Below are 24170 nucleotides of genomic sequence, written 5' to 3' on the forward strand. Positions count from 1 at the left end.
TGCTGTGGTGCGTCGGGTCCGCCTTGGGCGACTGATGAGTCATGACGAAGGATCAGTTGCTCACCCGGCTGCTCACCCGGCGCCGGGCGTTGCTCGCCGGCGCCGCGGCCTGCGCGGCGGCAGGCACGGCCGGAGTGCTGGCGGCGGTCACCGGCGAGGAGCCGGTCCGGCCCGCGGCCCCCGCCGCCGGCCTCCCGGCCCGCCGCGCGCTCACGCCCTCCGCCTACCGCCTCCAGCCCCTGACCGGCTACGGCCCGCCACGGACCGCCTCCCACCGGAGCCTGGTACGGCACGAGCCGCTCCTGCGCGTGTCCGGGCGCGGCCGCTCCATGGTGCTGACCTTCGACGACGGGCCCGACCCCCGCTACACCCCGGACATCCTGGACACCCTGGCGGAGTACGAGGTCCGCGCGATGTTCTTCGTGTGCGGGGAGATGGCGGCCGACAATCCGGACCTGCTGGCCCGCATGGCCGACGAGGGACACGCCGTCGGCAACCACACCTGGTCCCACCCGCTGCTCACCCGCCTGAGCCGCGGGCGGATCCGCTCGGAGATGGAACGCACCTGCGACGTCATCGAGAAGGCGTACGGCGAGCGGCCCGTGTGGTTCCGCGCACCCTACGGAGCCTGGAACCGCGCCGCTTTCCAACTCGGCGCCGAACTCGGCATGGAACCGCTGGCCTGGACCGTCGACACCCTCGACTGGACCACCCCCGGCACCCGGAGGATCGTCAAACGCGTGGAGCACGGCGCCGCCCCCGGGGTCGTGGTGCTCTCGCACGACGCCGGGGGCGACCGCACCCAGAGTGTCAGAGCGCTGCGCGACTATCTGCCGAATCTGCTGGATTCCGGCTACCACATCACCGTCCCGCGGCGGCAGCACACCTGACCGGGCCGCACCGCCCGCCGGGTCGGGGAACGCTCAGCGGACCTCGACCAGGCGGGCGAAGGCGACGACATTACCGTTGTAACCGCTCTGCTTGGAGAAACCGCCGCCGCAGGTGATGACCCGCAATTCGGGGCTGCCCTTGGAACCGTAGACACGGTCGCCGGGGAAGTTGTTCTTCTCGAACACCTCGATGCCGTAGATCTCGAACACGGCCGTCTTTCCGTCCGTGCGCGCGATCTCGACGGCATTTCCCTTTTTCAGGGCTCCGAGTCCGTAGAACACGGCGGGGCCCTGCTGGTTGTCGACGTGGCCGACGACGACCGCGGTGCCCTTCTCGCCGGGGGAGACGCCGCCGGTGAACCAGCCGGCCAGGTTCGGGTCCTCCGGCGGTGGCGCGGCCACCCAGCCGTCCGCGTCCAGACCCACCGGGATGACCGGCGCGTCGACCTGGATAGCGGGGAGCCTGACCCGGTCGGGGATGGAGTACGGCAGCGGCTCGGGTGCCGCGGCGAAGGTGCCGCCGGGCAGCCGGCTGTCCGCCGCGGCCGCCGACGCGGGCTGCGGCGGCCCGACGTCGAACTCCCCCGAACCATTGCGAATGAGCGCGAGGCCGGTCAGCAGAACAAGCGCTATCACGCCCCAGGGAGCACGCTTCTTGCGCCGCTCCTCCTCTTCGGCCAATTCGGCCAGCTCGGACGCAGACATTCGACTTCCCCTCTCGACGCGGCCGTCGCCACGTCTGTTCGCGCATACGAGAACGCTAAGTGCCGCGCGCGAAACCGGCGACGGGACGGACGCGAACGGGTGGCCCGCGCAGCCCTTGGTGCGCCATCCGAGTTGCCGCGGAAAGGAATTTTCTGACGGTCCGTGACCTGCGGTGATATCCGATTGTGTGCTTGTCGCTCGGCGTGTCCGCTCACCAGGACGGACCATTCCCGAAATGCGGGTCCGCGCACGGCATCTGAGGGTCTGTCTGGGAGGCGTTTTCTCGCCGATCGACCGGGGACGGTTCCCGGGGCGCCTCCCGCGGAGGATCACATGCGTACTACTCGTGCCCTGGCGGCCGCAGGCGCCGCCGTCGCCGCTCTCGGGCTCGCCGCCCCCGCGGCCGTCGCCCGGGACGGCATGGGCGTCGGCCCCAGCAACATCGTCGCCCTGCCCAGCGTCATCGCCCGCGGCGGGCAGCTGACCGTCACCGTCGACAACTGCCCCACCGGCGGCACCATGACCTCGGACGCGTTCCCGAGCACAACGCTCAAGCCGATCCACGGCGCCAACCAGACGGCGAAGGGAACCGCGACGATCAACAACAACGCCCGCCCCGGCTCGCACAGCATCACGGTCAACTGCAACGGCCAGACGCTGACGAACCCGGTCGCCTTCACCGTCATCGGTGGTGTCCAGGGCGGTATCGGCGGCAGCAGCTCCACCGGGGCGACCCCGACCGACATCGCCATCGGCGGCGGGCTCGTGGCCGCGGCCGTCGTCGGCGGCGGGGTGTTCTGGATGCGCCGCCGGTCCGAGAAGCGGATCTGACGCTCCGCGAGCCCGGCACCTGATCCGGCCTCCCCCCTTCGGAGACAACGGATAGCACGTGCGCAGGCCTTCGCCCCGGTCCCTTCTTCAGGGATCCGGGGCGAAGGCCTGCGCGGATGACGCGGACGGGCGGTGCGGTCAGGCGCCGTCCTCGTCGGTGCGGCGACGGGAGAAGTGGTACGCCGCCCCGACCGACCCCGCGATGAGCGCGGCTCCCAGGCCGATCTCCTTGAGGTCGAACCCGGCGAAGCTGCCGCCCTCACCGGCGTGCACACCCCGGCTCGGGTGCACCGGCACCGGAGTCGGCGGGACCGGGCGGTCGCCGGCGATGGTCAGCGTGGCGTTCTGCCAGAAGGTGCCGCAGTGGAACGTCACCTCGTACAGGGCGCCCGGTTTGGCGTCCCAGTCGACCATGGCCGTGGCCGACGTCTGGCCCCTGCGGATGGTGACGTCGTCGAAGACGCCGGAGGTGACGAGCACGTCCTGGTCGCAGCCGGTCGCCCGCAGGGCCACCTGTCCGCCGGCCGCGATGGTCGAGGGCAGGACGGCGACCCGGAAGCCGGAGCTCTCGGCGCTCGCCTGGGCGACGCAGCCGGTGACGGTCAGGGCGCTCACGCCCAGCAGTGCGGCCGAAGCGACGCGTATCGCGCGCATGATGAATCCTCCGGGTCCCCGAGGAGCAGGCGCGGACCTTTTCCGCTTGCGCCGGAAATGCACCTCGATGACCGAAACGCTAGGAACAGGTGTGCGTCTTGGCGATCGCAGTCGCGCGAATGGGGCAAGCGTGTGGGCCGCTCGGGCTACCGCGTTCCTGCGGCCGGGGGACGGCGGCGGCGTGCCGGGCGCTCCCCCGGCCGACTCTGTGGTGAGGACCTGTCGGCGGGCGTGACGGTGCCGTCAGCCCTTGATGCCCGGGAAGAGGCTCAGGAACGGGTCGGCCGACGCGGTGATGCCCCGGCTGTAGGGCGCGTCGAAGTCCCAGATCAGGAAGAGCAGGAAGGCGATCAGCGCGGAGAACAGCCCGGCGAGGACCAGCTCGCGTGCCGTACGCCGGATCTGCAGCGCGAAGATCATCCCGATCGTGACGACACCGCCGCCGATCAGTCCGAACCACACCACGCCCGGCATGGTGGGCGCGGCCGAGTCCGCCCGGGCGTTGCGCGCCTGGTCCGCGGCGGCCATCTGGTCGAGGACCGGCTGGTAGGCCTGGGCCTCGAAGTCGGTCTTCGGCTGGTAGTCGGTGACGTCCGCGCGGACCTGCTGCAGGAGCTGGGTGCCCCGCTCGGTGACCTGACCCTTGTCGGCCATCCACTCCCACTCGGTGGTGACGACGTGTCCGACATAGGCGTTGACATCGCCCCGAATACGGTCACGGGCGTCGGCCGGATAGACCCGGACCCGCTCCGAGATCTCGTGCAGCGCCTGCGCCTCCGCCTGGACGTGGTCCTGCGCCGCGCTGCGCGCCTCCCAGACTCCCGCGATGGCCAGACCCAGGACGATGGCGTACACCACGCCGATCCACATCGTCATGTACTCGATGACGTCCGGCGTCTCGCTGGGGTCCTCGTCCTCGGGCGCCCTGCGGTCCCGTACGACGGTGATGACGACCACCACGACGCAGGCGGCCAGCATCGCGAGGGTGAGAACAAGCCATTCCGGCAACGGGTGCCTCCATGATCAGTACTAGCGCGGCCGCAGGGCGGCGACGGCGATCACCGCGGGGACGGTGATGAGCAGGACGTAGGTGACCGGCGACGTGGCGCCGTGGGCCGTTCGTTCGCGGGGGTGGCGCGCCGTGTACCGCGGATAGGTGACCGGAGCGGCGGAGGGGCGCTCAGTGGGCTTCGCCGACGGAGTGGGAGTGGGGGACGGGGGCGGCGGAGGCGGGGGCGGGGGCGGAGTCGGTGTGGGGGTCGGTTGCGGACGGGGTGGCGCCGGCTGCGGTGCCGGTGGTGGCGCCGGCGGCGGCTCGGGCGTCGGGGTCGGCTTCGGCGGCGTGGGTGCCGGAGTGGGCGTGGGCTTCGGTGGAGTCGGGGTGGGCGTAGGAGTGGGGGTGGGCGTGGGTGTGAGGGTCGGGCACGGCGGAGGGGGAGGCGGTGGGCAGGCCGGGGGAGTCGGCCAGGTGAGGCCGCCGGCGACCGCCACCGCCTGCGTGCCGCCCGGCCCCGTCGAGGCGGAGGCGCAGGCGTCGGCCACGGCCACCTCGGCCGGGGCGCCCACGAGCAGCCACGTCAGTGCCAACAGGGCAAACGCCCGTATGGCAGGGGCGGGTTGGGTCGGTTCGGGTCGATGCACGACGGAGATCATGAGGCCTGGCGGGCCCTGGCACGCCCGGCCACGAGGGGATTGCCCCGAAAGAGGGAACCCCGGAGTCACAGGTTTCGAAAAGAAATGTTCGAGGCGTTTGAACACAACCGTGGGCCCCGTGCGTACCCATGGTCGTGCAGCGGCGCAGCAGGGCGTTGCAACACCTTTGAAAGTATGGGGAGTTGACGATGAAGACCTCCTGGCGGAGCGCCTCACTCGTGGCGAGCGCTGCGGCCGTGCTGGCGCTGACGACCGCGTGCGGCCAGGAAGGCGGCACACCGTCGACCGGCAGCCAGAACGTCGGCGCGACGGCCGCGGCGGGCGACTACACCGTGGGCGGCATCGGTACCGGTACCGCTTCCGGCACGAGCGCTCCGGAGGCCGGGCAGGGCGCAGCGGCCCAGGCGTCCACCGCGGGCGAACTGAACGTGTCCACCAACGCGGAACTCGGCAGCGTGCTGACCGACAGCGCGGGCCTGACCCTCTATCGCTTCGACGAGGACACGGCCGAACCGCCGAAGTCCAACTGCAACGGCGACTGTGCCACCGCCTGGCCGCCGGTTCCCGCGGACGACGCGGAGGCCGGCTCCGGTGTCGACGCGGCGCAGCTCGGCGAGGTCACCCGCGCCGACGGCACCAAGCAGCTGACCATCGGCGGCTGGCCGGCGTACCGCTACGCGAAGGACACCAAGGCCGGCGACGTCGCCGGGCAGGGCGTGGGCGGCAAGTGGTACGCGCTGGCCCCCGACGGCAAGAAGGCGAAGAACGTCGCCGCCGACCTGCCTGGGCTGTCGACGCGCAAGGACGCCAAGCTCGGTGAGATCGTCATCGACAAGAACGGCCACACGGTCTACCGCTTCATGAAGGACACGCAGTGGCCGATGTCCACCAAGTGCACCGGCGACTGCCTGGACAAGTGGCCCGTCGTCGCACCGGTTGACGCGAACGACACCAAGGGCATCGATCTGCAGGGATCCACGCCCAACCGGGGCTATGTGGTCTTCGACCGCCCCGACGGCATCAAGCAGCAGTCCATCGACTGCGTGCCGATCTACACCTTCGCCGGTGACAAGAAGCCCGGTGACACCAACGGCCAGGGCGTCGGCGGCACCTGGTACGCCGTGGCACCCGACGGCAAGCCGGTCGGAGCGCCCGAGCAGTAGAAACGGCGTATCCGATCAACCGGTCCGCCCCCTCCGCGCCGCACGGAGGGGGCGGACCGGTTTGCCGTCGTTCACCGCACTTTTCGTGACGGATGCGGCGGGGCATCAATTCGGCACGTGCCGCAGGCAGTGACCGGGAACGGACGGTCAATTTCCGTTTCTGCTCGCTCCATTGGCGGGCGATCAGTAGCCTCTGCTCGAACACCGGATCGCCTACGCCTTGGAGAGATAGATGGAGCGTCCCGCCTGGGCCCCACGAAGCATCGACATCTCGGTGCCGAGCGTTTCGCGCATCTACGACTACTACCTGGGCGGTTCGCACAACTTCGAGGTCGACCGGGAAGCGGCCCGCAAGGCCATGGAGTTCATGCCGGGTCTGCCCAAGATCATGCAGGCGAACCGGGCGTTCATGCGCCGCGCGGTGAGCTTCGCCGTCGACGAGGGCATCACCCAGTTCCTGGACATCGGCTCGGGCATCCCGACCTTCGGAAGCGTCCACGAGGTGGCCCAGGCGGCGTGTGGCGACGCGCACGTGGTGTACGTCGACCACGACCCGGTGGCGGTGGCGCACAGCGAGGCGGTCCTCGCGGGCAACGAGGGCGCGGGCGTGGTCGCGGCCGACTTCCGCAAGCCCCAGGAGATCCTCGCGAGCCCCGAAGTACAGCGGCTGATCGACCTGAACCGGCCAGTGGCGCTGCTTCTCGTTGCCATACTGCACTTCGTGGAAGACGCGGACGACCCGTACACAGCGGTGGCCGAACTGCGCGACGCGCTCGCGCCCGGCAGCCTGCTGCTCCTGACGCATGCCTCGTACGAGGGAATCCCGTTGCCGGCGGAACGGGCGGAGGGCGCGGTGGACGTGTACAAGGACATTCGCAATCCGCTGATCATGCGCTCGCGCGAGGAGATCGCGCGGTTCTTCGAGGGGTACGACATGGTGGAGCCCGGACTCGTGGCGATGCCGCACTGGCGGCCGGACACCGCACCGGAGGACGAGGATCCGTACGCGTTCTCCGGGTTCGCGGGCGTGGGGCGTACAGCGTGAGCGCGGAACCGGACGGGCCCGAGGACAGACTGCGGCGGTTCGCGACGATCTGGAGCCGGGCCGTGTTCCCGGTGACCTCGACGTCCGCGACCCGGCCCGAGTTCGAACAGCAACTGCTGCCGCTGGCCCGGCGGTTGAGCGAGGCGCTCAAGGCCAGGACCTACGACGCGGACGAGGCGAAGGCGGTGGGCGCCGCCCTGGTCTCCGTGCACTGCACCGACCCGGAGGCGCTGAGCCGCACCCTGGACTGCGTGGACGCCTACCTGGTCCTCTACTGCGGCGAGGACGGCGTCCAGGAGGATCTGCGGGCGCGCGCCGCGCGGCTGCAGCACGCCATGGCCGCCGGGTTCGCCCAGGCGCTGCGCGAGCGGACGCTGGCCGAGCAGGAGGCCATCGCGCAGGCGGCGTTGCAGGCGCAGGGCGTGGTCGCCCAGGCGCTGCACGCGACCGAGGCCCGTTTCCGCGCGGTGTTCGAGGGTGCGGCCATAGGCATCGGCATGGCCGACCTCGAAGGCAACGTCCTCCAGGTCAACGGAGCGCTGCTGCGCATGTTCGGCGTCTCCGAACAGACCATGCGTGACCGCAACGTCATGGAGTGGACGCACGCCGAGGACGCCCCCCAGACCTGGAAGCTCTACGAGGAACTCGTCCGCGGCGACCGCGAGCACTACCACACGGAGAAGGCCTTCCACCGCCCCGACGGAACGGTCCTGTGGACCAACCTGACGGTCTCCCTGCTGCGCGACGCCGACGGCAACCCGCAGTACCAGCTGGCCCTCATGGAGGACACCACCGAGCGCCGCCTGCTCAACCTGCGGCTGCGCTACGAGGCCACCCACGACGCGCTCACCGGCCTGCCCAACCGCACCTTCTTCTTCGAGCGCCTGGAGAAGGCACTGGGCGCCGGGAAGGGCCAGCGGTTCGGGCTGTGCTACCTCGATCTCGACGGCTTCAAGACCATCAACGACAGCCTCGGGCACGCGGCCGGCGACCGGCTGCTCGTCGAGGTCGCCGACCGGCTGCAGTCCTGCGCGACCGCGCCCGGCGAGATGGTCGCCCGGCTCGGCGGCGACGAGTTCGTGGCGCTGACCACCGGGCCCGACACCGAGCGCGAGGTCGACGAGCTCGCCGCGCGCATCATGAACGCGATGGTCGCCCCGATCAGCGTCGACGGCCGTGAGCTGACCGTGCGCGGCAGCATCGGCATCGTCGAGGGCCCGGCGGGGGAGCGCAGCCCGGCGGAGGTGCTGCGCAGTGCCGACATCACCATGTACCGGGCCAAGTCGGCGGGCGGCAACCGCTTCGAGCTCGCCGACCCGGAGGCCGACGCCCGCGCCATCACCCGGCACGGGCTGACCACGGCGCTGCCGACGGCCCTGGACCGGGGCGAGTTCTTCATCGAGTACCAGCCGCTGGTCCACCTCGGCGACGGCAGCGTGCGCGGGGCCGAGGCGCTGGTGCGCTGGCTGCATCCGCAGCACGGAGTGCTGGGGCCCGACCGGTTCATCCCGCTCGCCGAGCACACCGGGCTGATCGTTCCGCTCGGCCGCTGGGTCCTGGAGCAGTCGGTGCGCCAGGCCCGGGAGTGGCGGGAACGGCACGACGCGGCGGTTCCGATGCGGATCAACGTCAACCTCTCGCCGTGCCAGCTCACTCATCCCGGCCTGGTGCAGGACACCGTCGACATCCTGGAGCGGATGGGCGTCGAACCCGACGCGCTCTGCCTGGAGGTCACCGAGTCGGCGCTGATCGGCGCCGACGACGATCTGCTGAAGCCGCTGCGGCGGCTCGCCGAGATGGGCGTCGACATCGCCCTGGACGACTTCGGCACCGGCTACTCGAACCTGGCCAACCTGCGCCGTCTGCCGGTGAGCATCCTCAAGCTGGACCGCTCCTTCACCCAGAGCATGCAGCAGTTCCCGGCCGACCCCGTCGACCTCAAGATCGTCGAGGGGATCGTCTCCCTCGCCCACAGCCTGAACCTCGCGGTGACGGTGGAGGGCGTGGAGACCGGCGCCCAGGCCGAACAACTGCGGATACTGGGCTGCGACACCGCCCAGGGCTGGTACTACGCCCGCCCGGGCCCGCCCGAGCGGCTGCACGAGCTGGCGCTGGTGGACGCGACGGGCTGACCTGAACATGTGACCCGCGCATCGGGCCGTCCACTCGAACGAAAGGCCCCGGTGTGAATGTCGCACAGACGGCTGTGCGAATGGTCTGACCTGCTGCTTTGCGCCGCTGTGTGTCACCGGGACATCATGCGCACCTGACCGGTGGAGGGGCGGATGGCGGAGCGGTTGCTGGACGGGCGTTACCTACTGGCCGACCGGATCGGTGCCGGGGGGATGGGGGAGGTGTGGCGCGCCCACGACGAGCGACTGCGCCGCGAGGTCGCCGTCAAGCGGATCACCCAGCTCGGTCAGGTCCAGGACCCGAAGGCCGTGGCGCGGTTCGTCCAGGAGGCCCAGGTCGTGGCGAGGCTGTCGAGCCGGCACATCGTCACGGTGCACGACATCGGGACGGCCGCCCTCGACGGCGGACCGGAACTGCCGTACCTCGTGATGGAGTTGCTGCACGGTCGGCCGCTGGACCGGCTGATCCAGGGGGCCGGCCGGCTGCCGCGGCTGGACGACGCGTGCCGCTGGGGGAGCCAGATGTCCAAGGCGCTGGTGGCGGCTCATGCGGCCGGGGTGGTGCACCGGGACATGAAACCGGCGAACGTACTGGTGACCAGGGGCGAGGCGGGCGAGGACGACAGTCAGGTCAAGGTGCTGGACTTCGGTATCGCCCGTTTCCTCGACGGCACCGGGGCTCCGACGGCACTGACCGCCACGGGAACGTCGCTGGGCACGCCCGCCTACATGTCGCCGGAGCAGATCCGGGCGGACCCGGACCGGCCGGTCGACGAGCGCAGCGATCTCTACTCGCTGGGCTGCATACTCTACGAGCTGGTCACCGGGCGGCTGCCGTTCGAAGCGCCCTCCGTGTACCCGCTGTTGCGCAAGCACATCGACGAACCGCCCACCCCGCCGCGCCGGTTGCGCGCGGAGCTGCCGACGGGCTGGGACGCGCTGATTCTCGCCCTGCTCGCCAAGAGCCCGGACGACCGTCCGCAGACCGCGCGAGACGTGCGGGAGCGGTTGGAAGAACTGGGCGGCGAAGGCTCCGCCACACCGCCGCCTGCGCCACCTCCGCGCAGGAGCCCGCGCGCGGACGCGCCGCACGAGGCCGACGCCCGGACCCGGGTCACACCCCCCTCACCCAGGCCGGCGGCCTCACATCCCCCGACCCGGCTGGACCGCGGCACCGCGGCCTCGCGTCCGCCGATCCCCTCGGATCCCGGGAGTGCGGCCCCGCACCGCCCCGCCTGGCGGGGTTGGGCCGATGCCCGGCCTCCGCAGCCGAACCGCCGCGAGCGCGCCGTCTCACGGACGCCGGCGCCGGCGCCGCCGCCCCGGCCCAGGTCCCGTAGGGACGAGCCCCTCACGGTCGGGGCGATCATGATGGTGGTGACCGTCCTGCTGCTGCCCTGGTGGGCGGCCCTCATCCTGACGGTCGGCAGCGCAACGTTCGTACATGTGCGGAACAGGCGTCGGTCGAACAGGCACCTCTATCGCGACCGATAGCGACGGCCGGGCGACGGCTCAGCGCTCCAGCAGCATCCGCTGCAGCTCCCGTGCCGCCCGCGGCGGAGCCACGTCGCTGCGGTGTGCGAGGGCGATGATCCGATGCAGTCCGGGCCGGGCCAGCGGAGTGACCCGCAGCCCGCGCCCGGACCGCGTCGCCACCATCCGCGGCACGACGGCCACGCCGAGCCCCGCCCGTACGAAGCCCAGCACCGCGTCCATCTCCCCGCCCTCCACCGCGAAGTCCGGCTCGAAGCCCTCGGCGCGGCACGCCGCCACGGTCAGCTCGCGCAGGTCGTAGCCGTGCCGGAACATCACCAGGCGTTCGCCCTCCAGGTCGGCGATCCGGACCGTGCGCCGGCCCGGGCCGCCCGGCGCCGGTGCCTCCGGAGACGAGACGACCACCAGGTCCTCGCGCAGCAGCTCCACCGTCGTCAGCGCGGGGGAGGGCGTCGGCAGCGGGAGGACGACCAGGGCCAGGTCGAGGGCGCCGCGCGCCAGTTCCCGTACGAGATCGTGCGAGCCGCCCTCCTCGATCAGCAGCCGGATGCCCGGGTAGCGGTCGTGGAAGGCGCGCAGCACGTCCGGCAGCAGACCCGTGCACAGGCTCGGGGTCGCGCCCAGCCGGACCCGGCCGCTGCGCAGCTGCACCAGCTCCAGCACCTCGTGCCGGGCGGTGTCCGCGTCGGCGAGGATGCGCCGGGCCAGCGGCAGCAGGGCCTCGCCCGCGTCGGTGAGCGTGATGTTGCCGCGCGCCCGCAGGAACAGATCCGCGCCCAACTCCCGCTCCAGCGCCTTGATCTGCTGCGACAGGGACGGCTGGGCGACATGGACGAGTTCGGCGGCGCGGGTGAAGTGCCGGGTCTCGGCGACGGCCACGAAGTACTGGAGCTGCTGGAACTGCATGGGCCTACGATAGCCGTAGGCTATGGAATCAAGCCGGACCATGTCTTGGACCGATCGGCAGCACGCCCGTAGCGTGCTGTGACATGGCTCTGGCAACGCGGACGGACCGACGACCGTCCATGGCACGCACCGTGTGGGACTCCTCCGTCGGCAAGAAGACCGTGATGGCCGTCAGCGGCCTGATCATGCTGCTGTACCTGGTCGCCCACATGATCGGAAACCTGAAGATCTTCTTCGGCGCGGGGGAGTTCAACCACTACGCGCACTGGCTGCGCACCGTCGGCGAGCCGTTCATGCACTACGAGTGGACGCTCTGGCTCATCCGCGTGGTGCTGGTGGTCGCGGTGGTCGCCCACGCCACGTCCGCGTACCAGCTCAGCCGCCGCGACATCAAGGCGCGCCCCAGCAAGTACGTCCACAAGAAGCCGCGGGCCAGTTACGCGACGCGCACCATGCGCTGGGGCGGGATCATCCTCGGCCTGTTCATCGTCTGGCACATCCTGGACCTGACCACCGGCACCGTGCACCCCGGCTTCCAGGCGGGCCGCCCGTACCAGAACGTCGTGGACACCTTCTCCACCTGGTACGGCAACGTGATCTACATCGTCGCGATGCTCGCCCTCGGCCTGCACATCCGGCACGGCTTCTGGAGCGCCGCCCAGACCATGGGCGTCGGCAGCCAGGCCCGTGACCGCGCCCTGAAGACCGTCGCCAACGTCCTCGCGCTGCTGCTCACGGCCGGCTTCATCGCCGTACCCGTGGGCGTCATGACCGGAGTGGTGAGCTGAAGATGACTGCTGAGTACGTGGATTACACGACCGGAGAACCGGTCGTCGACACGAAGGCCCCCGCCGGACCCGTCAACGAGCGCTGGGACAAGCGCCGTTTCGAGGCCAAGCTGGTCAACCCGGCCAACCGGCGCAAGCACACCGTGATCGTCGTCGGCACGGGTCTCGCGGGCGGCTCCGCCGGTGCCACCCTCGCCGAGCAGGGCTACCACGTCGTCCAGTTCTGCTACCAGGACTCCCCGCGCCGCGCGCACTCCATCGCCGCGCAGGGCGGCATCAACGCGGCGAAGAACTACCGCAACGACGGGGACTCGATCCACCGCCTGTTCTACGACACGGTGAAGGGCGGCGACTTCAGGGCGCGCGAGTCGAACGTCCACCGGCTCGCGCAGATCTCCGTCGAGATCATCGACCAGTGCGTGGCACAGGGCGTGCCGTTCGCGCGGGAGTACGGCGGTCTGCTCGACACCCGCTCCTTCGGCGGCGTCCAGGTGTCACGGACCTTCTACGCCCGCGGCCAGACGGGCCAGCAGCTGTTGCTCGGTGCCTACCAGGCCCTCAGCAGGCAGATCGCGGCCGGGAACATCGAGATGCACCCGCGGACCGAGATGCTCGACCTGATCGTCATCGACGGGAAGGCGCGCGGGATCGTGGCCCGGGATCTCATCACCGGGCGCATCGACACCTACTTCGCGGACGCCGTCGTCCTGGCGAGCGGCGGCTACGGCAACGTCTTCTACCTGTCGACTAACGCCATGAACTCCAACGCCACCGCCGTCTGGCGGGCGCACCGGCGCGGCGCCTACTTCGCCAACCCCTGCTTCACACAGATCCACCCCACCTGCATCCCGCGCACCGGAGAGCACCAGTCCAAGCTGACGCTGATGAGCGAGTCGCTGCGCAACGACGGCCGGATCTGGGTGCCGAAGGCCAAGGGCGACGACCGGCCGCCGAACAAGATCCCCGAGGACGAGCGCGACTACTACCTGGAGCGCATCTACCCGTCCTTCGGCAACCTGGTCCCGCGTGACATCGCCTCCCGCGCCGCGAAGAACGTCTGCGACGAGGGCAGGGGCGTCGGACCCGGCGGGCAGGGCGTGTACCTCGACTTCGCCGACGCGATCAAGAGGATGGGACGCAAGGCGGTCGAGGCGAAGTACGGCAACCTCTTCGACATGTACCAGCGGATCACCGACGAGGATCCGTACGAGGTGCCGATGCGGATCTATCCCGCCGTGCACTACACCATGGGAGGGCTGTGGGTGGACTACGACCTCCAGACCACCATCCCCGGCCTGTTCGCCGTCGGTGAGGCCAACTTCTCCGACCACGGGGCGAACCGGCTGGGCGCCTCCGCCCTCATGCAGGGCCTCGCCGACGGCTACTTCGTGCTGCCGGCGACCATCAACGACTACCTCGCCCGCAGCCCGCACCACGAGGCCGTCACCGCCGAACACCCCGTCGTACAGGAGGTGCTGGCGGAGACCGAGGACCGGCTGAACCTGCTGCTGACCGTCGACGGCGACCGCACCCCCGACTCCTTCCACCGCGAGGTCGGCGAACTCATGTGGGAGTTCTGCGGCATGGCCCGCACCGACAGCGGACTGCGCAAGGCGCTGGAGCGGATCCCGCAGATCCGCGAGGAGTTCTGGCGGCGCATCAAGGTCCCCGGCACCGGCGAGGAGTTCAACCAGTCGCTGGAGAAGGCCAACCGCGTCGTCGACTACCTGGAGCTCGCCGAGCTCATGTGCCTCGACGCGCTGCACCGCGCCGAGTCCTGCGGCGGCCATTTCCGGGAGGAGTCCCAGACTCCCGACGGCGAGGCGGCCCGCAGGGACGAGGAGTTCGCGTACGCGGCCGCCTGGGAGTTCACCGGCACCGGTGACGCCCCCGTCCTGCACAAGGAAGACCTGGTCTTCGAGTACGTCCACCCCACTCAGCGGAGCTACGCATGAAGCTCACCCTGCGCGTATGGCGGCAGAAGAACGCCGACGCCGAAGGCACCATGTCCACCTACGAGGTGGACAAGATCTCCTCCGACATGTCCTTCCTGGAGATGCTCGACACCCTCAACGAGGAACTCATCCTCAAGGGGGAGGACCCGGTCGCCTTCGACCACGACTGCCGGGAGGGCATCTGCGGGGCGTGCAGCCTGGTGATCAACGGGGACGCGCACGGCCCGGAGCGCACCACCACCTGCCAGCTGCACATGCGGTCTTTCAAGGACGGCGACACGATCGATATCGAGCCGTGGCGGGCGTCGGCGTTCCCGGTGATCAAGGACCTGGTCGTCGACCGGTCCGCCTTCGACCGGATCATCCAGGCCGGCGGGTACATCAGCGTGCCCACGGGCGCCGCGCCGGAGGCCCATGCCACGCCGGTGCCCAAGCCGGACGCGGACTTCGCCTTCGAGCACGCGGAGTGCATCGGGTGCGGGGCGTGCGTGGCCGCGTGTCCCAACGGGGCGGCGATGCTGTTCACCTCCGCCAAGGTCAATCACCTCAACGTCCTGCCCCAGGGCGCGCCCGAGCGCGAGACCCGCGTGCTGGACATGGTCGCGCAGATGGACGAGGAGGGCTTCGGCGGGTGCACCCTCGCCGGTGAATGCGCGACGGCGTGCCCGAAGGGCATCCCGCTGGTGTCCATCACCGGCATGAACAAGGAGTGGCTGCGCGCGACCCGCAAGGTGGCGAAGCGCTAGACGCCGCTGCTCAAGAACGTTCGCCGACAAGGTGCGGACGGGCGGGGCCGCCGTGGTGCTCAACCCCGGCCCCGCCAGGCACCCCTGGCATTCAACAAGCCCACATCATGTCTCTCTGCGCGGGTCACGCGCCGGACAGCCGGCGTCGGCACAACAGGAGCGGCGGCACCGCTCGCCGCCCCAGGCCTGTGACCAGGAGAGTGCCATGACCGGCGTTTCCACGCTCGACCGTCCCCCGCAGTCCACCGCCCCCACCCGCTACACCGTCACCCTGGCCCGCGACGAGGCCGACGTGCGGGCCGCGCAGCGGCTGCGGCACGAGGTGTTCGCCGGGGAGCTGGGCGCCCTCCTGACCTCCGCGCAGCCCGGACTCGACGTCGACGCCTTCGACGCGTACTGCGACCACCTGCTCGTGCGCGACACGACGACCGGGCAGGTCGTCGGGACGTACCGGCTGCTGCCGCCGGAGCGGGCCGCGGTCGCCGGACGGCTGTACTCGGAGGGCGAGTTCGACCTCACCCCGCTCCACCCGATCCGCCCGGGGCTCGTCGAGGTCGGCCGCTCCTGCGTCCACCCCGACCACCGGGACGGTGCGGTCATCGGCCTCATCTGGGCCGGCATCGCCCGCTACATGGTGGACCGGGGCCACGAGTGGCTCGCCGGCTGCTGCTCCATCCCGCTGGCCGACGGCGGCACCGTCGCGGCCGGTACCTGGGACCGGGTGCGGGAGAAGCACCTGGCCCCGGAGGAGTTCCGGGTACGTCCGCTGCTGCCGTGGGTCCCGAAGGACGTGAGCGTCCCGGCGCGTACCGAACTCCCCGCACTCCTGCGCGGCTACCTCCGCCTCGGCGCCTGGGTCTGCGCGGAGCCCGCCCACGACCCGGACTTCGGGGTCGCCGACCTGTACGTGCTGCTGTCGATGCGCCGGGTCAACCCGCGCTACCTGCGGCACTTCCTCTCCCTCGTCCCCGCCTGATGAGCGTCTGGCTGCCGGGCGCGCCCTGCACCCCGAGGGCGTGCGTGGAGCCGGCCGGCGCCGCCGTCGCCGTACCGCTGGCCGTGCTGCGGCTGGCCGCGGTGACGGCCTTGGTGGTCACCGGGGTCCTGCTGTCGCCGATCGGCGGGCTCGTCCCCACCGCCGTGGTGCGGTGGTGGTGCCGGACGGTCGTGCGGGCCGCGGGGGTGCGGATCCGGATGACCGGCGCCGCCGCGCCCACCGGCGGACTGCTTCTGGTCGCCAACCACATCTCGTGGCTGGACATCCCGCTGCTGGGTGCCGTACGCCCGGCCAAGATGCTCGCCAAGGCCGAGATCCGGCGGTGGCCCGTGGCGGGGCCGCTGACCGCGCGGGGCGCGCTGTTCATCGAGCGGGACCGGCTGCGCGCGCTGCCCGCCACGGTCGCCGGTGTCGCCCGGGCGCTGCGCGACGGCTCCGCGGTCGTCGCCTTCCCGGAGGGGAGCACCTGGTGCGGCCGCGCCCAGGGGCCCTTCCGCCGGGCCGTCTTCCAGGCCGCGCTCGACGCGGGGGTGCCCATCCAGCCGGTCCGCATCCACTACCGCACGGCTCGGGGAGCTGCCAGCACGGCGCCCGCCTTCGTCGGCGAGGACACGCTGCTCGCCTCGCTGTGGCGGGTGGCGTCGGCACGCGGGCTGGTGGCCGAGGTCGAGGTACGGGCCGTGATCCCGGCGGGCAGCCACCCCGACCGCCGCGCGCTGGCCCGGGCGGCGCAGTGGGAAGCGCTGCCCGAGCCGGAGCATGCCCACGCGGCCTAAGGTCTGTCGCCGGCGTCCTTGAGGAGTTCGCCCGCCCGGTCGCGCGCGTGCCCGATCGGGTCGGGGAAGATCCGCAGACCGTGGGCGACCAGTGCCCCCTCGTGGATCAGCATGAGCGTGCGGGCCAGTTCGTCGGCCCGGGTCGGGGCGATGTCCCGGACCAGGTCGGCGAAGAGCGCGAGCATCCACTGCTTCTGGCCGGTGATGATCGCGTAGGCCGGGTGGGCGGGATCGCTGATCTCGGCGTGCGCGTTGACCATGCTGCATCCCTTCGGGCTGCTCTCGGCCATCCATGCCTTCGAAGCGTCGAAGACCGCCACCACCCGGTCGGCGGATCCCGGCTCGGTCCGCTCCAGCCACTGGGTGACGAACGCCCGCCAGCGTTCGTCACGGTCGGCGAGGTACTCGACGACGATCTGCTCCTTGGACCCGAACCGGTCGTAGAGCGTCTTCTTCGTGACCCCGGCCTCGGCGGCGATCAGGTCCACTCCGACCGCGTGGATGCCCTGCTCGTAGAAGAGCCGCGAGGCGGCCGCGAGGGCGCGGCGCGCGCCGGGGGTCATCGTGATCCGCGTGGTGCCCATGACTCAAGACTATACCGATCTGTATAGTGGCTCACGTAAGCAGGTATACCGATCTGTATAGTCGCTGTCGGTGGGGTGATGAGTCGTGAACCTCCTGCTCTCCGTCGCCTTCGTGCTGTGCTGGAGCTCGGGGTTCGTGGGCGCCAAGCTGGGCACCGAGGACGCCGGTGCCGTGACGATCCTGATGTGGCGGTTCCTGCCACTGGCGGCCGTGCTCGCGGTGGCGGCCCTCGTTCGGAGCAGGACCTCCTGGCGAGGACTGACCGCGCGGGATCTCGGCCGGCAGGCCCTGATCGGGCTGCTCTCCCAGAGCGGCTATCTGCTCACCGTCTACTGGGCGATCCAGCTCGGCGTCTCCAGCGGCACCACCGCCCTGATCGACGGCACCCAGCCCCTCGTCGCGGGCGCGCTCGCCGGCCCACTGCTGCGCCAGTACGTCTCCGGCCGGCAGTGGCTCGGCCTCTGCCTGGGGCTCGCCGGTGTCGGCCTGGTCACCACGGCCGACGCCGGGGCCAACAGCGGCGTGGCCTGGTGGACCTATCTCGTGCCGTTCGCGGGGATGCTCTCGCTGGTGGCGGCCACGTTCCTCGAACAGCGCTCCCGTACGCACGTCACGCCCGCGGTGTCGATGACCGTCCACTGCGTCACCAGCGCGCTCGTCTTCACCGGCGCCGCCCTCGCGACCGGGTCGGCCACGCCGCCCTCCACGTCGTCGTTCTGGATCGCGATCGGGTGGCTCGTGACGCTGTCGACGTTCGGCGGATACGGGCTGTACTGGCTCGTGCTGCGCCGCTCCGGCGTCACCAAGGTCAACACGCTCATGTTCCTGATGGCTCCCGTCACGGCCGTCTGGGGCGCCGCCATGTTCGACGAACCGTTCACCCCGCAGACCGCTGCCGGACTGGCGGTCTCCCTCGGGGCGGTCGCCGTCGTGCACTCCGCGAGTCCTCATGCGCCGCAGGTGCACGGCCACCACCCCGACGAAGATCAGGGCGAGCCCGGTGACGGCCGCAAGCCTCCTACGCGGGCGACATGCCGGTCGTGATCCGGGCCAGCCGCCGATAGGAGTCCAGCAGGGCCTCGCGGTCGTAGGTGCTGGTCGTGACCAGGACCTCCTGGGCTCCCGTCTCCTTCAGCAGGGTCTCCAACTGGTGGGTCACCTGCTCCTCGGTGCCGGCGAGTTGCCCGGCGAGCCCGGACTCGTAGAAGCCGCGCTCCTTGGCGCTCATCGTCAGCGTCTCCACACGCTCGGCGGGCGGAAGCGGCGGGAAGGTGCCGTGGGTGCGCGAGTACGCCATGGACCAGGCCTCGGGAATCAGCAGCCGCCGGGCCTCCTCGGGTGTGGCAGCCACCGCGATCGAGCCCGAGATGACGACGTACGGCTCCCGCGCCCAGGGCGAGGGGCGGAAGTGCGAGCGGTAGTGGTCGATGCCGCGCTGCATCGTGTCGGTGTTGCGCAGGTCACCGATGACCATCGGCAGGCCCGCGCGGGCCGCGATGGCGGCGCCCTCGCCCATCGCGAGGACGAAGGGCGGCACGTGCAGACCCTCGGCGGGGCGTGCGTGCACGCGGGTCGGGGACGTGCCCCGGAACCAGCCGAGCAGCTCGTCCAGCTGCCCCGCGAAGTCGTCGGCGACGTCCTTGTCCCGCCCGAGCGCCTTGCGCACCCCGTCCGTGAAGCCCACCGAACGGCCGAGCCCCATGTCGATCCGACCGGGGAAGAGGGACTCCAGCACCCCGAACTGCTCGGCGACCACCAGGGGTTGGTGGTTGGGCAGCATCACGCCGCCGGTGCCGACCCGGATCGTCCGCGTGGCGGCGGCCACGGCGGCGGCCAGCACGGTCGGCGCGGAACCGGCGACCCCGGGCACACCGTGGTGCTCCGACACCCAGAAGCGGTGATAGCCGAGCCCCTCCAGCTCCCGCGCGAGCCGCACGGTGTCGCGCAGTGCCTCGGCGTCCGTGCGGCCCTCGCGGGTGCGGGAGCGGTCGAGGACGGAGAAGCGGGTGGTGGCGATCGAGGAACTCACACCGGGTTCAACGCGTGACGGGTCGTGGCATTCCCGCCGGTTTCCCGCCGGTGGCGCCTCGCCGAAAACCCGGTGACCGCGTCCCCGCACGTCAGGACAATGGGGCGGCACGGCCCGGCACCGCCGGGTGCAGCGCGTGAAGAGGGGGGACCGGCCATGGCCGTCGCGAACATCCTGCTGTCCGGCGTCGTCGGCTCGACCGCCTACGGCCTCGCCCACGAGGGCTCGGACATCGACCGGCTCGGCATGTTCGCCGCGCCCACGGAGGCCCTGCACGGACTCCGCACGCCGAAGGAGTCCCACGTCACCACCGCACCGGACCGCACCCTGCACGAGGCCGCCAAGTGGTGCCGCCTCGCCCTCGGCGGCAATCCGACCGCCATGGAGCTGGTGTGGCTCCCGGACGACCTGTACGAGGTGCGCACACCCCTCGGCGAGGAACTGATCGGCATCCGCACGTCGTTCCTGAGCGCGGGGCGGGTCCGGGACGCCTATCTCGGCTACGCCACCCAGCAGTTCCGGCGGCTGGAGGGCCGCGGTGACGGTTCGTTCTCCGCGGACACCCGCAAGCGCACCGCGAAGCACGCCCGGCACCTGAAGCGGCTGTGCCACCAGGGCCTGGTGCTGTACACCACCGGCCGGCTGGAGATCCGCGTCGAGGACCCCGAGGAGTACCACGCCTTCGGGGAGCGCGTCGCCGCCGACCCGTCGGCCGCGCTGCCCCTGCTCAGGCACTACGGGGCCGCCTTCGACGAGACGCCCACCGTGCTGCCCGAGCGGCCCGACGAGGCGGCCGTCGAGGCGTGGCTGCACAGGGTCCGCGGCGCGTTCTACACCGCGGAGACCTCCGCCTCGTGCTCGTACTCGCAGGCCTCGTCGATGCCGTAGGTGTCCCAGGCGGGGAACGGGTCGGCCGGCGGGCCGGGTTCGGCCGGGCGCAGAAGACAGGCGGTGAGGGCGGCCCGAAGCCCGTCGGCGTCCAACTGGGTGCCGATGAAGACCAGTTCCTGCGCATACGAGGCTTGGTGATCCCGGGCGGCCCACAGGCCCGTTACGCGCGGACGGCTGGACAGGGTGAAGAACCGTTCCTGAAGACCGAGCAGGAGTGAGCCCATTCAGCCGCACGCCCCGAACGGTCTTGGGCGCACTGGTCCCCGGCGTACTCGACCCCGGGGCGGCGACACGCATCCTGTGCGTGGTCCGGTCCCGGGAGGCCAGCTCCCTGTGCGACCTGGTCAGGTGGGTACGGCCAGAGGCGACGGGGAGGCCCCGGACCATCTCTCTGGTGGAGCGGGGGCCCCGCACGCTGGCGCCGTACCCGGCGTCCCAGATCGCACGATCGCGTTAACCCGATCGGCCCAGGGCCCCGCAAGCTTGCGAGCCGACCATCACACGATCGAGCTAACTCGACCTCATGCACACTCTCCGGCGAGCACCCCGCGCTCGGCGAGTTCGTCGCCGTTCGCCAGCTCGGGCAGGAAGTTCGCGGCGTCCACGACCGTGACCATCGTGTCCAGCCGGGCGACTTCCCCCAGGGTGGCGCCGTCGTCGCGGGCGAAGGCGAAGGTGGCCGCCACCGGCATCGGTTCCGAGATCCCGCTGGACTCGATCAGCAGGTGGTCGAAGCGGCCCTCGCGGGCCAGCCGGTCGACCTCCTCCAGCAGGTCGTCGCACAGGGTGCAGCAGATACAGCCGTTGGTCATCTCGACCAGGCGTTCCTCGGTCCGCGAGAGCGCCGCCTGACCGCCGCGCACCAGCGCCGCGTCGATGTTGACCTCGCTCATGTCGTTCACGATGACCGCGACGCGCAGGCCCTCCCGATTGGCGAGGACGTGGTTGAGGAGCGTGGTCTTGCCCGCCCCGAGGAACCCGGACAGCACGGTCACGGGCAACAGGTCGTACGACACCGGCGCTCAGCCCTCGGGGCGCAGCAGCCCGCGCTCGTACGCCTTGACGAGGTTCTGCGGTACGAGGTGACGCACGCCGTCGATCGTGACGGGCACCAGCGTCGGCGTGGCGGCCTTCCACTGCGCGCGGCGGTGGCGGGTGTTGCTGCGGGACATCTTCCGCTTGGGTACGGCCATGACAGTCCTCCTCGGTGGGGTGGGCATCGAGGACGCTACATGAAAATGGATCCCATTAACAATTGGGCGATGTTATCGCCGGGACCGCACGCGGGCGTCCCGCGGCGGCCGGATGAACTGCATCTCCAGCGTGAGCGGCGGCTCGGCGACCCCGGGGCCGCCGGCGGCCGCCCACCGCACGACCTCCTCCGTGCTGTCGTCGTCCGTCACGAACCCGATCCACGTGGCCCGCCCGCCGGCCCGGCGTCCGGCGGCCGAGGGGCGGACCACGATGACGTTGGCCTGGTCGCAGGGGCCCAGACAGTCGGTCGTACGCACCTGGAAGCCGTGCTCGGCCGCGCCGGCGCGCAGCAGTTCCAGCTGCCACGCGGGGTCGGTGCCGGGCTGCTTGCGGGCGTTGCCGCAGCAGCAGCCCCGGCAGACGACGAGGGTGCAGGAACCGGAACCGGAGCCGGTCAGGCGCGTACGGGGCGTCGAAGGCATGGGAGAAGCATGCGGCCTCCCCCGATCACCCGTTGCCGCCGGGGTGCCCTTCGCGTCAGAACCGCGCCCCGATGCTCGCCCCGTTCCGCGGGACGAGGAACGACGGCGCCGACGGCAGGGAACCGTCCGCCGCCCGGGCGCCCGTGAGGGGCGCGGGGTCCGTGCACAGGACCGAGGCGGCGTTCCAAGTGCCGCCGAGGTTCCAGGAGTTGCCGGTGGAGACGGTCGCCGACCCGAGCGCCACGGCACGGGCGTCGGCCACGGACAGGTTGGCGGTCAGGACGGCCTTGCCGCCCGAGACGTCCACGTCGAAGCCCGTACCCGCGTTGCCATAGGTGGAGTTGCGGGTCAGAGCGAGGGCACCGGCGTTGCTGTTGTCCGTGATGCCGTGCGCCGCGTTCTGGAACGAGACACTGTTGCGGAGGGTGTGGGCCACCGCGGGCGCCGGGCTGCCGCCGCCGAGCTTGAAGCCGTTGCCGTCGCCCGCGAAGTCCGGGAAGCCCCAGCGGTTGAAGCCGTTGCCGTACGCGACCGTGTTCTCGACGACGACCGGCGAGGTGAACTTCCAGTTGTCGAAGCCGTCGTCGACGTTGTTCCACAGCCGGGCGCCGCGCACCACGTTGCCCGTTCCGGTGCCCTCCTTGATGGCGAGGCCGTCCGCGCTCTCGCCGTTCTTGCGCGGGTCGCGGTTGGCGTAACTGTCCAGGTTCAGGATCTGGTTGTTGCTGGAGGCGCCCTGGAGCTGGAAGCCGGACTCGTAGTTGTCGTGGGTCTTCAGCCGCGCGAAGACATTGCCGTTGCAGCCGTCGCAGTACACGCCGTACGGGCCGTTCACGATCTCCAGGTCCGAGATCCGCCAGTACGACGCCTCCTGGTGGATCGCCCCGCGATCGGGCCGCGCGATGCTCCCGCCGACGGGGGTGTGGCTCGCGGGCAGCTGCTCGCCGTCGATGACGACCCGCTCGCCCTGGTAGGCGCCGAGGGTGATGGGCGCGGAGGCGGTGCCCGAGGTGGTGATGGTGATGTTGTCGGTGAGGGGGTACGTGCCGCCGCGCACGGCGATGGTGTCGCCGGGGGCGGCCAGGTCGACGGCCCGCTGAACGGTCCGCAGGGGCTGTGCGAGGGTCCCCGGTGCGGAGTCGTTGCCGCTCGTGGCGACGATCAGGGTCCTCGGGGCGGCCGATGCCGTGCCGGCCGGACCTAATGTCCCCAGCAGTGCCGCGCTCACCAGTGCCGCCGTCCAGATCGCTGTGCTGCGCCTGTCGCGCATGAGGTCTCCTGCCCTTGCCGTGCGTGCCATGTCGCACAGCAGTGGCCGCCCGGGGCGCGAAGGTTGCCGGGTGTTGCCGGGTGTCTAGGGTGGAGTGCGTGACCGACAGCAACAGCCTCCCGCTCGCCGTGTTCGACCTGGACAACACCCTCGCCGACACCGCCCACCGGCAGCGGTTCCTGGAGACCAAGCCCCGTGACTGGGACGGGTTCTTCGCGGCCGCGCCGCAGGATCCGCCGATCGCCCAGGGCATCGCACTGGTCCTGGACAGCGCGCGGGAGTGCGAGGTCGTCTACCTCACCGGGCGGCCCGAGCGCTGCCGGCGCGACACGCTCGCCTGGCTCGCCGCGCAGGGGCTGCCCGAGGGGCGCGTGTACATGCGGCGCAACGACGACCGCAGGCCCGCCCGGCGCACCAAGCTGGAGATCCTCCGCCGGCTCGCCCGCACCCGTGAGATCCGGGTGCTGGTGGACGACGACGAGCTGGTGTGCGAGGACGCCGAACGGGCCGGGTTCAGGGTCGTACGGGCGCGCTGGGCCGCCCAGTCCGCGGAGCTGAAGGTGGCGCAGGAGCGGGAGGGCCGGACCTGAGGCTCCGGCGAGGGAACGCCGGGGCCGTCGGTCCGACCGCCGGCCCGGCCTCTACTCCGACTCCTCCAGGCGGAAGCCGACCTTCAGGCCGACCTGCCAGTGCGCGACCTCCCCGTCCTCGATCTGGCCCCGCACCTGGGTGATCTCGAACCAGTCGAGGTTGCGGAGGGTCTGCGAGGCACGGGAGATGCCGTTGCGTACGGCCTGGTCGACGCCCTCGGGCGAGGTGCCGACGATCTCGGTCACCCGGTACGTGTGGTTCGACATGCGGGGCTCCTCTCCGCGGTGACGGCGGTGTCACCGGTGTCGGGCGCGTCGGGGCGCGTCTGGGCGCGCCCTGGCGCGTCACTCCACCGTGCCCCAAGCCGCGGCGGAGCGCGAGACGGCTTGGGGC

Annotated in this window: 25 protein-coding genes and 1 pseudogene; 14 read left to right on the top strand and 12 right to left on the bottom strand. The window is 71.3% G+C overall.

Going from position 1 to position 24170, the window contains the following annotated elements; translation table 11 throughout:
• Positions 1 to 41 precede the first annotated feature (41 nt).
• Positions 42 to 890, top strand: coding sequence for a polysaccharide deacetylase family protein (locus tag QFZ76_RS43040; RefSeq protein ID WP_307678771.1), 849 nt, complete (start codon positions 42 to 44; stop codon positions 888 to 890).
• A gap of 33 nt (positions 891 to 923) precedes the next feature.
• Here QFZ76_RS43040 and QFZ76_RS43045 read toward each other — a convergent pair whose 3' ends face one another.
• On the bottom strand, positions 924 to 1595 hold the full coding sequence (locus QFZ76_RS43045) for a class F sortase (RefSeq protein WP_307678772.1): 672 nt from the start codon (positions 1593 to 1595) through the stop codon (positions 924 to 926).
• 333 nt (positions 1596 to 1928) lie between these two features.
• On the opposite strand from QFZ76_RS43045, the gene QFZ76_RS43050 reads away from it, so the two are divergent.
• Positions 1929 to 2426 carry a hypothetical protein gene (locus QFZ76_RS43050; RefSeq protein WP_307678773.1) on the top strand — a complete coding sequence of 166 codons (498 nt, stop codon included), beginning with the start codon at positions 1929 to 1931 and terminating at the stop codon, positions 2424 to 2426.
• Between the two features lie 138 nt (positions 2427 to 2564).
• Here the strand turns inward: QFZ76_RS43050 and QFZ76_RS43055 are convergent, their stop codons facing one another.
• From QFZ76_RS43055 to QFZ76_RS43065, 3 genes are all read right to left on the bottom strand, one after another.
• Positions 2565 to 3080, bottom strand: a complete 516-nt coding sequence (locus QFZ76_RS43055; protein ID WP_307678774.1) for a hypothetical protein — start codon at positions 3078 to 3080, stop codon at positions 2565 to 2567.
• Between the two features lie 243 nt (positions 3081 to 3323).
• On the bottom strand, positions 3324 to 4088 hold the full coding sequence (locus QFZ76_RS43060) for a hypothetical protein (protein ID WP_307678775.1): 765 nt from the start codon (positions 4086 to 4088) through the stop codon (positions 3324 to 3326).
• A gap of 172 nt (positions 4089 to 4260) precedes the next feature.
• Complete coding sequence (locus tag QFZ76_RS43065; protein WP_307678776.1) at positions 4261 to 4506, bottom strand: hypothetical protein; 246 nt, start codon at positions 4504 to 4506, stop codon at positions 4261 to 4263.
• Between the two features lie 415 nt (positions 4507 to 4921).
• Between QFZ76_RS43065 and QFZ76_RS43070 the strand changes: the two genes are divergently transcribed.
• The 4 genes from QFZ76_RS43070 to QFZ76_RS43085 all read left to right on the top strand — a co-directional run bounded on the left by QFZ76_RS43070 (position 4922) and on the right by QFZ76_RS43085 (position 10567).
• Positions 4922 to 5896, top strand: coding sequence for an SCO0930 family lipoprotein (locus tag QFZ76_RS43070; RefSeq protein ID WP_307678777.1), 975 nt, complete (start codon positions 4922 to 4924; stop codon positions 5894 to 5896).
• A gap of 232 nt (positions 5897 to 6128) precedes the next feature.
• Positions 6129 to 6941: an SAM-dependent methyltransferase gene (locus tag QFZ76_RS43075; protein ID WP_307678778.1), complete on the top strand. Its 813-nt coding sequence runs from the start codon at positions 6129 to 6131 to the stop codon at positions 6939 to 6941.
• Positions 6938 to 9073, top strand: a complete 2136-nt coding sequence (locus QFZ76_RS43080) for a bifunctional diguanylate cyclase/phosphodiesterase (protein WP_307678779.1) — start codon at positions 6938 to 6940, stop codon at positions 9071 to 9073. Before QFZ76_RS43075 ends, QFZ76_RS43080 begins: the two co-directional genes overlap by 4 nt.
• A 153-nt stretch (positions 9074 to 9226) precedes the next feature.
• On the top strand, positions 9227 to 10567 hold the full coding sequence (locus tag QFZ76_RS43085; RefSeq protein WP_307678780.1) for a protein kinase: 1341 nt from the start codon (positions 9227 to 9229) through the stop codon (positions 10565 to 10567).
• An 18-nt stretch (positions 10568 to 10585) separates the two neighbouring features.
• Here the strand turns inward: QFZ76_RS43085 and QFZ76_RS43090 are convergent, their stop codons facing one another.
• A complete protein-coding gene (locus tag QFZ76_RS43090; RefSeq protein WP_266450813.1) occupies positions 10586 to 11473 on the bottom strand; it encodes a LysR family transcriptional regulator in 888 nt (295 codons plus the stop codon).
• A gap of 119 nt (positions 11474 to 11592) precedes the next feature.
• Between QFZ76_RS43090 and QFZ76_RS43095 the strand changes: the two genes are divergently transcribed.
• The 5 genes from QFZ76_RS43095 to QFZ76_RS43115 all read left to right on the top strand — a co-directional run bounded on the left by QFZ76_RS43095 (position 11593) and on the right by QFZ76_RS43115 (position 16735).
• Positions 11593 to 12261 (top strand): succinate dehydrogenase, encoded by a 669-nt coding sequence (locus QFZ76_RS43095; RefSeq protein ID WP_307678781.1) that lies wholly within the window; start codon positions 11593 to 11595, stop codon positions 12259 to 12261.
• 2 nt (positions 12262 to 12263) lie between these two features.
• A complete protein-coding gene (locus QFZ76_RS43100; protein WP_307678782.1) occupies positions 12264 to 14216 on the top strand; it encodes a fumarate reductase/succinate dehydrogenase flavoprotein subunit in 1953 nt (650 codons plus the stop codon).
• Positions 14213 to 14962 (top strand): succinate dehydrogenase/fumarate reductase iron-sulfur subunit, encoded by a 750-nt coding sequence (locus tag QFZ76_RS43105; RefSeq protein WP_266450819.1) that lies wholly within the window; start codon positions 14213 to 14215, stop codon positions 14960 to 14962. The genes QFZ76_RS43100 and QFZ76_RS43105 overlap by 4 nt, the downstream gene beginning before the upstream one ends.
• Positions 14963 to 15167: 205 nt before the next feature.
• Complete coding sequence (locus tag QFZ76_RS43110; protein ID WP_307678783.1) at positions 15168 to 15938, top strand: GNAT family N-acetyltransferase; 771 nt, start codon at positions 15168 to 15170, stop codon at positions 15936 to 15938.
• Entirely contained in the window at positions 15938 to 16735 is a 798-nt protein-coding gene (locus QFZ76_RS43115; RefSeq protein WP_307678784.1) for a 1-acyl-sn-glycerol-3-phosphate acyltransferase, read from the top strand. The genes QFZ76_RS43110 and QFZ76_RS43115 overlap by 1 nt, the downstream gene beginning before the upstream one ends.
• Here the strand turns inward: QFZ76_RS43115 and QFZ76_RS43120 are convergent.
• The gene (locus QFZ76_RS43120) at positions 16732 to 17319 is read right to left on the bottom strand and encodes a TetR/AcrR family transcriptional regulator (protein ID WP_307678786.1); all 588 of its coding nucleotides are present in this window, start codon (positions 17317 to 17319) and stop codon (positions 16732 to 16734) included. The genes QFZ76_RS43115 and QFZ76_RS43120 overlap by 4 nt on opposite strands.
• 85 nt (positions 17320 to 17404) lie before the next feature.
• Between QFZ76_RS43120 and QFZ76_RS43125 the strand changes: the two genes are divergently transcribed.
• Complete coding sequence (locus tag QFZ76_RS43125; protein WP_307678787.1) at positions 17405 to 18364, top strand: DMT family transporter; 960 nt, start codon at positions 17405 to 17407, stop codon at positions 18362 to 18364.
• Here the strand turns inward: QFZ76_RS43125 and QFZ76_RS43130 are convergent.
• Positions 18339 to 19349 (bottom strand): LLM class flavin-dependent oxidoreductase, encoded by a 1011-nt coding sequence (locus QFZ76_RS43130; protein WP_307678788.1) that lies wholly within the window; start codon positions 19347 to 19349, stop codon positions 18339 to 18341. The genes QFZ76_RS43125 and QFZ76_RS43130 overlap by 26 nt on opposite strands.
• 156 nt (positions 19350 to 19505) lie before the next feature.
• Here QFZ76_RS43130 and QFZ76_RS43135 point away from each other — a divergent pair, with 156 nt between their 5' ends.
• Positions 19506 to 20237, top strand: a complete 732-nt coding sequence (locus QFZ76_RS43135; RefSeq protein WP_307678789.1) for a DNA polymerase beta superfamily protein — start codon at positions 19506 to 19508, stop codon at positions 20235 to 20237.
• Here the strand turns inward: QFZ76_RS43135 and QFZ76_RS51985 are convergent.
• The 4 genes and pseudogenes from QFZ76_RS51985 to QFZ76_RS43160 all read right to left on the bottom strand — a co-directional run bounded on the left by QFZ76_RS51985 (position 20180) and on the right by QFZ76_RS43160 (position 23186).
• A pseudogene (locus tag QFZ76_RS51985) lies at positions 20180 to 21256 on the bottom strand (GTP-binding protein). The gene QFZ76_RS43135 and the pseudogene QFZ76_RS51985 sit on opposite strands and share 58 nt — an antisense overlap.
• Before the next feature lie 6 nt (positions 21257 to 21262).
• On the bottom strand, positions 21263 to 21433 hold the full coding sequence (gene rpmF, locus QFZ76_RS43150; protein ID WP_095750490.1) for a 50S ribosomal protein L32: 171 nt from the start codon (positions 21431 to 21433) through the stop codon (positions 21263 to 21265).
• Between the two features lie 72 nt (positions 21434 to 21505).
• Positions 21506 to 21916: a (2Fe-2S) ferredoxin domain-containing protein gene (locus tag QFZ76_RS43155; protein WP_307678790.1), complete on the bottom strand. Its 411-nt coding sequence runs from the start codon at positions 21914 to 21916 to the stop codon at positions 21506 to 21508.
• Positions 21917 to 21971: 55 nt separating this feature from the next.
• On the bottom strand, positions 21972 to 23186 hold the full coding sequence (locus QFZ76_RS43160) for a right-handed parallel beta-helix repeat-containing protein (protein WP_307678791.1): 1215 nt from the start codon (positions 23184 to 23186) through the stop codon (positions 21972 to 21974).
• Positions 23187 to 23284: 98 nt separating this feature from the next.
• Between QFZ76_RS43160 and QFZ76_RS43165 the strand changes: the two genes are divergently transcribed.
• Positions 23285 to 23776, top strand: coding sequence for a hypothetical protein (locus QFZ76_RS43165; RefSeq protein WP_307678792.1), 492 nt, complete (start codon positions 23285 to 23287; stop codon positions 23774 to 23776).
• A 51-nt stretch (positions 23777 to 23827) separates the two neighbouring features.
• On the opposite strand, the gene QFZ76_RS43170 is transcribed toward QFZ76_RS43165, so the two are convergent.
• Positions 23828 to 24043, bottom strand: coding sequence for a dodecin (locus QFZ76_RS43170; RefSeq protein WP_307678793.1), 216 nt, complete (start codon positions 24041 to 24043; stop codon positions 23828 to 23830).
• Positions 24044 to 24170 lie beyond the last annotated feature (127 nt).

Origin of the sequence: Streptomyces sp. V4I2 (assembly GCF_030817655.1) — a bacterium.
Classification (GTDB): Bacteria; Actinomycetota; Actinomycetes; order Streptomycetales; family Streptomycetaceae; genus Streptomyces; species Streptomyces plumbiresistens.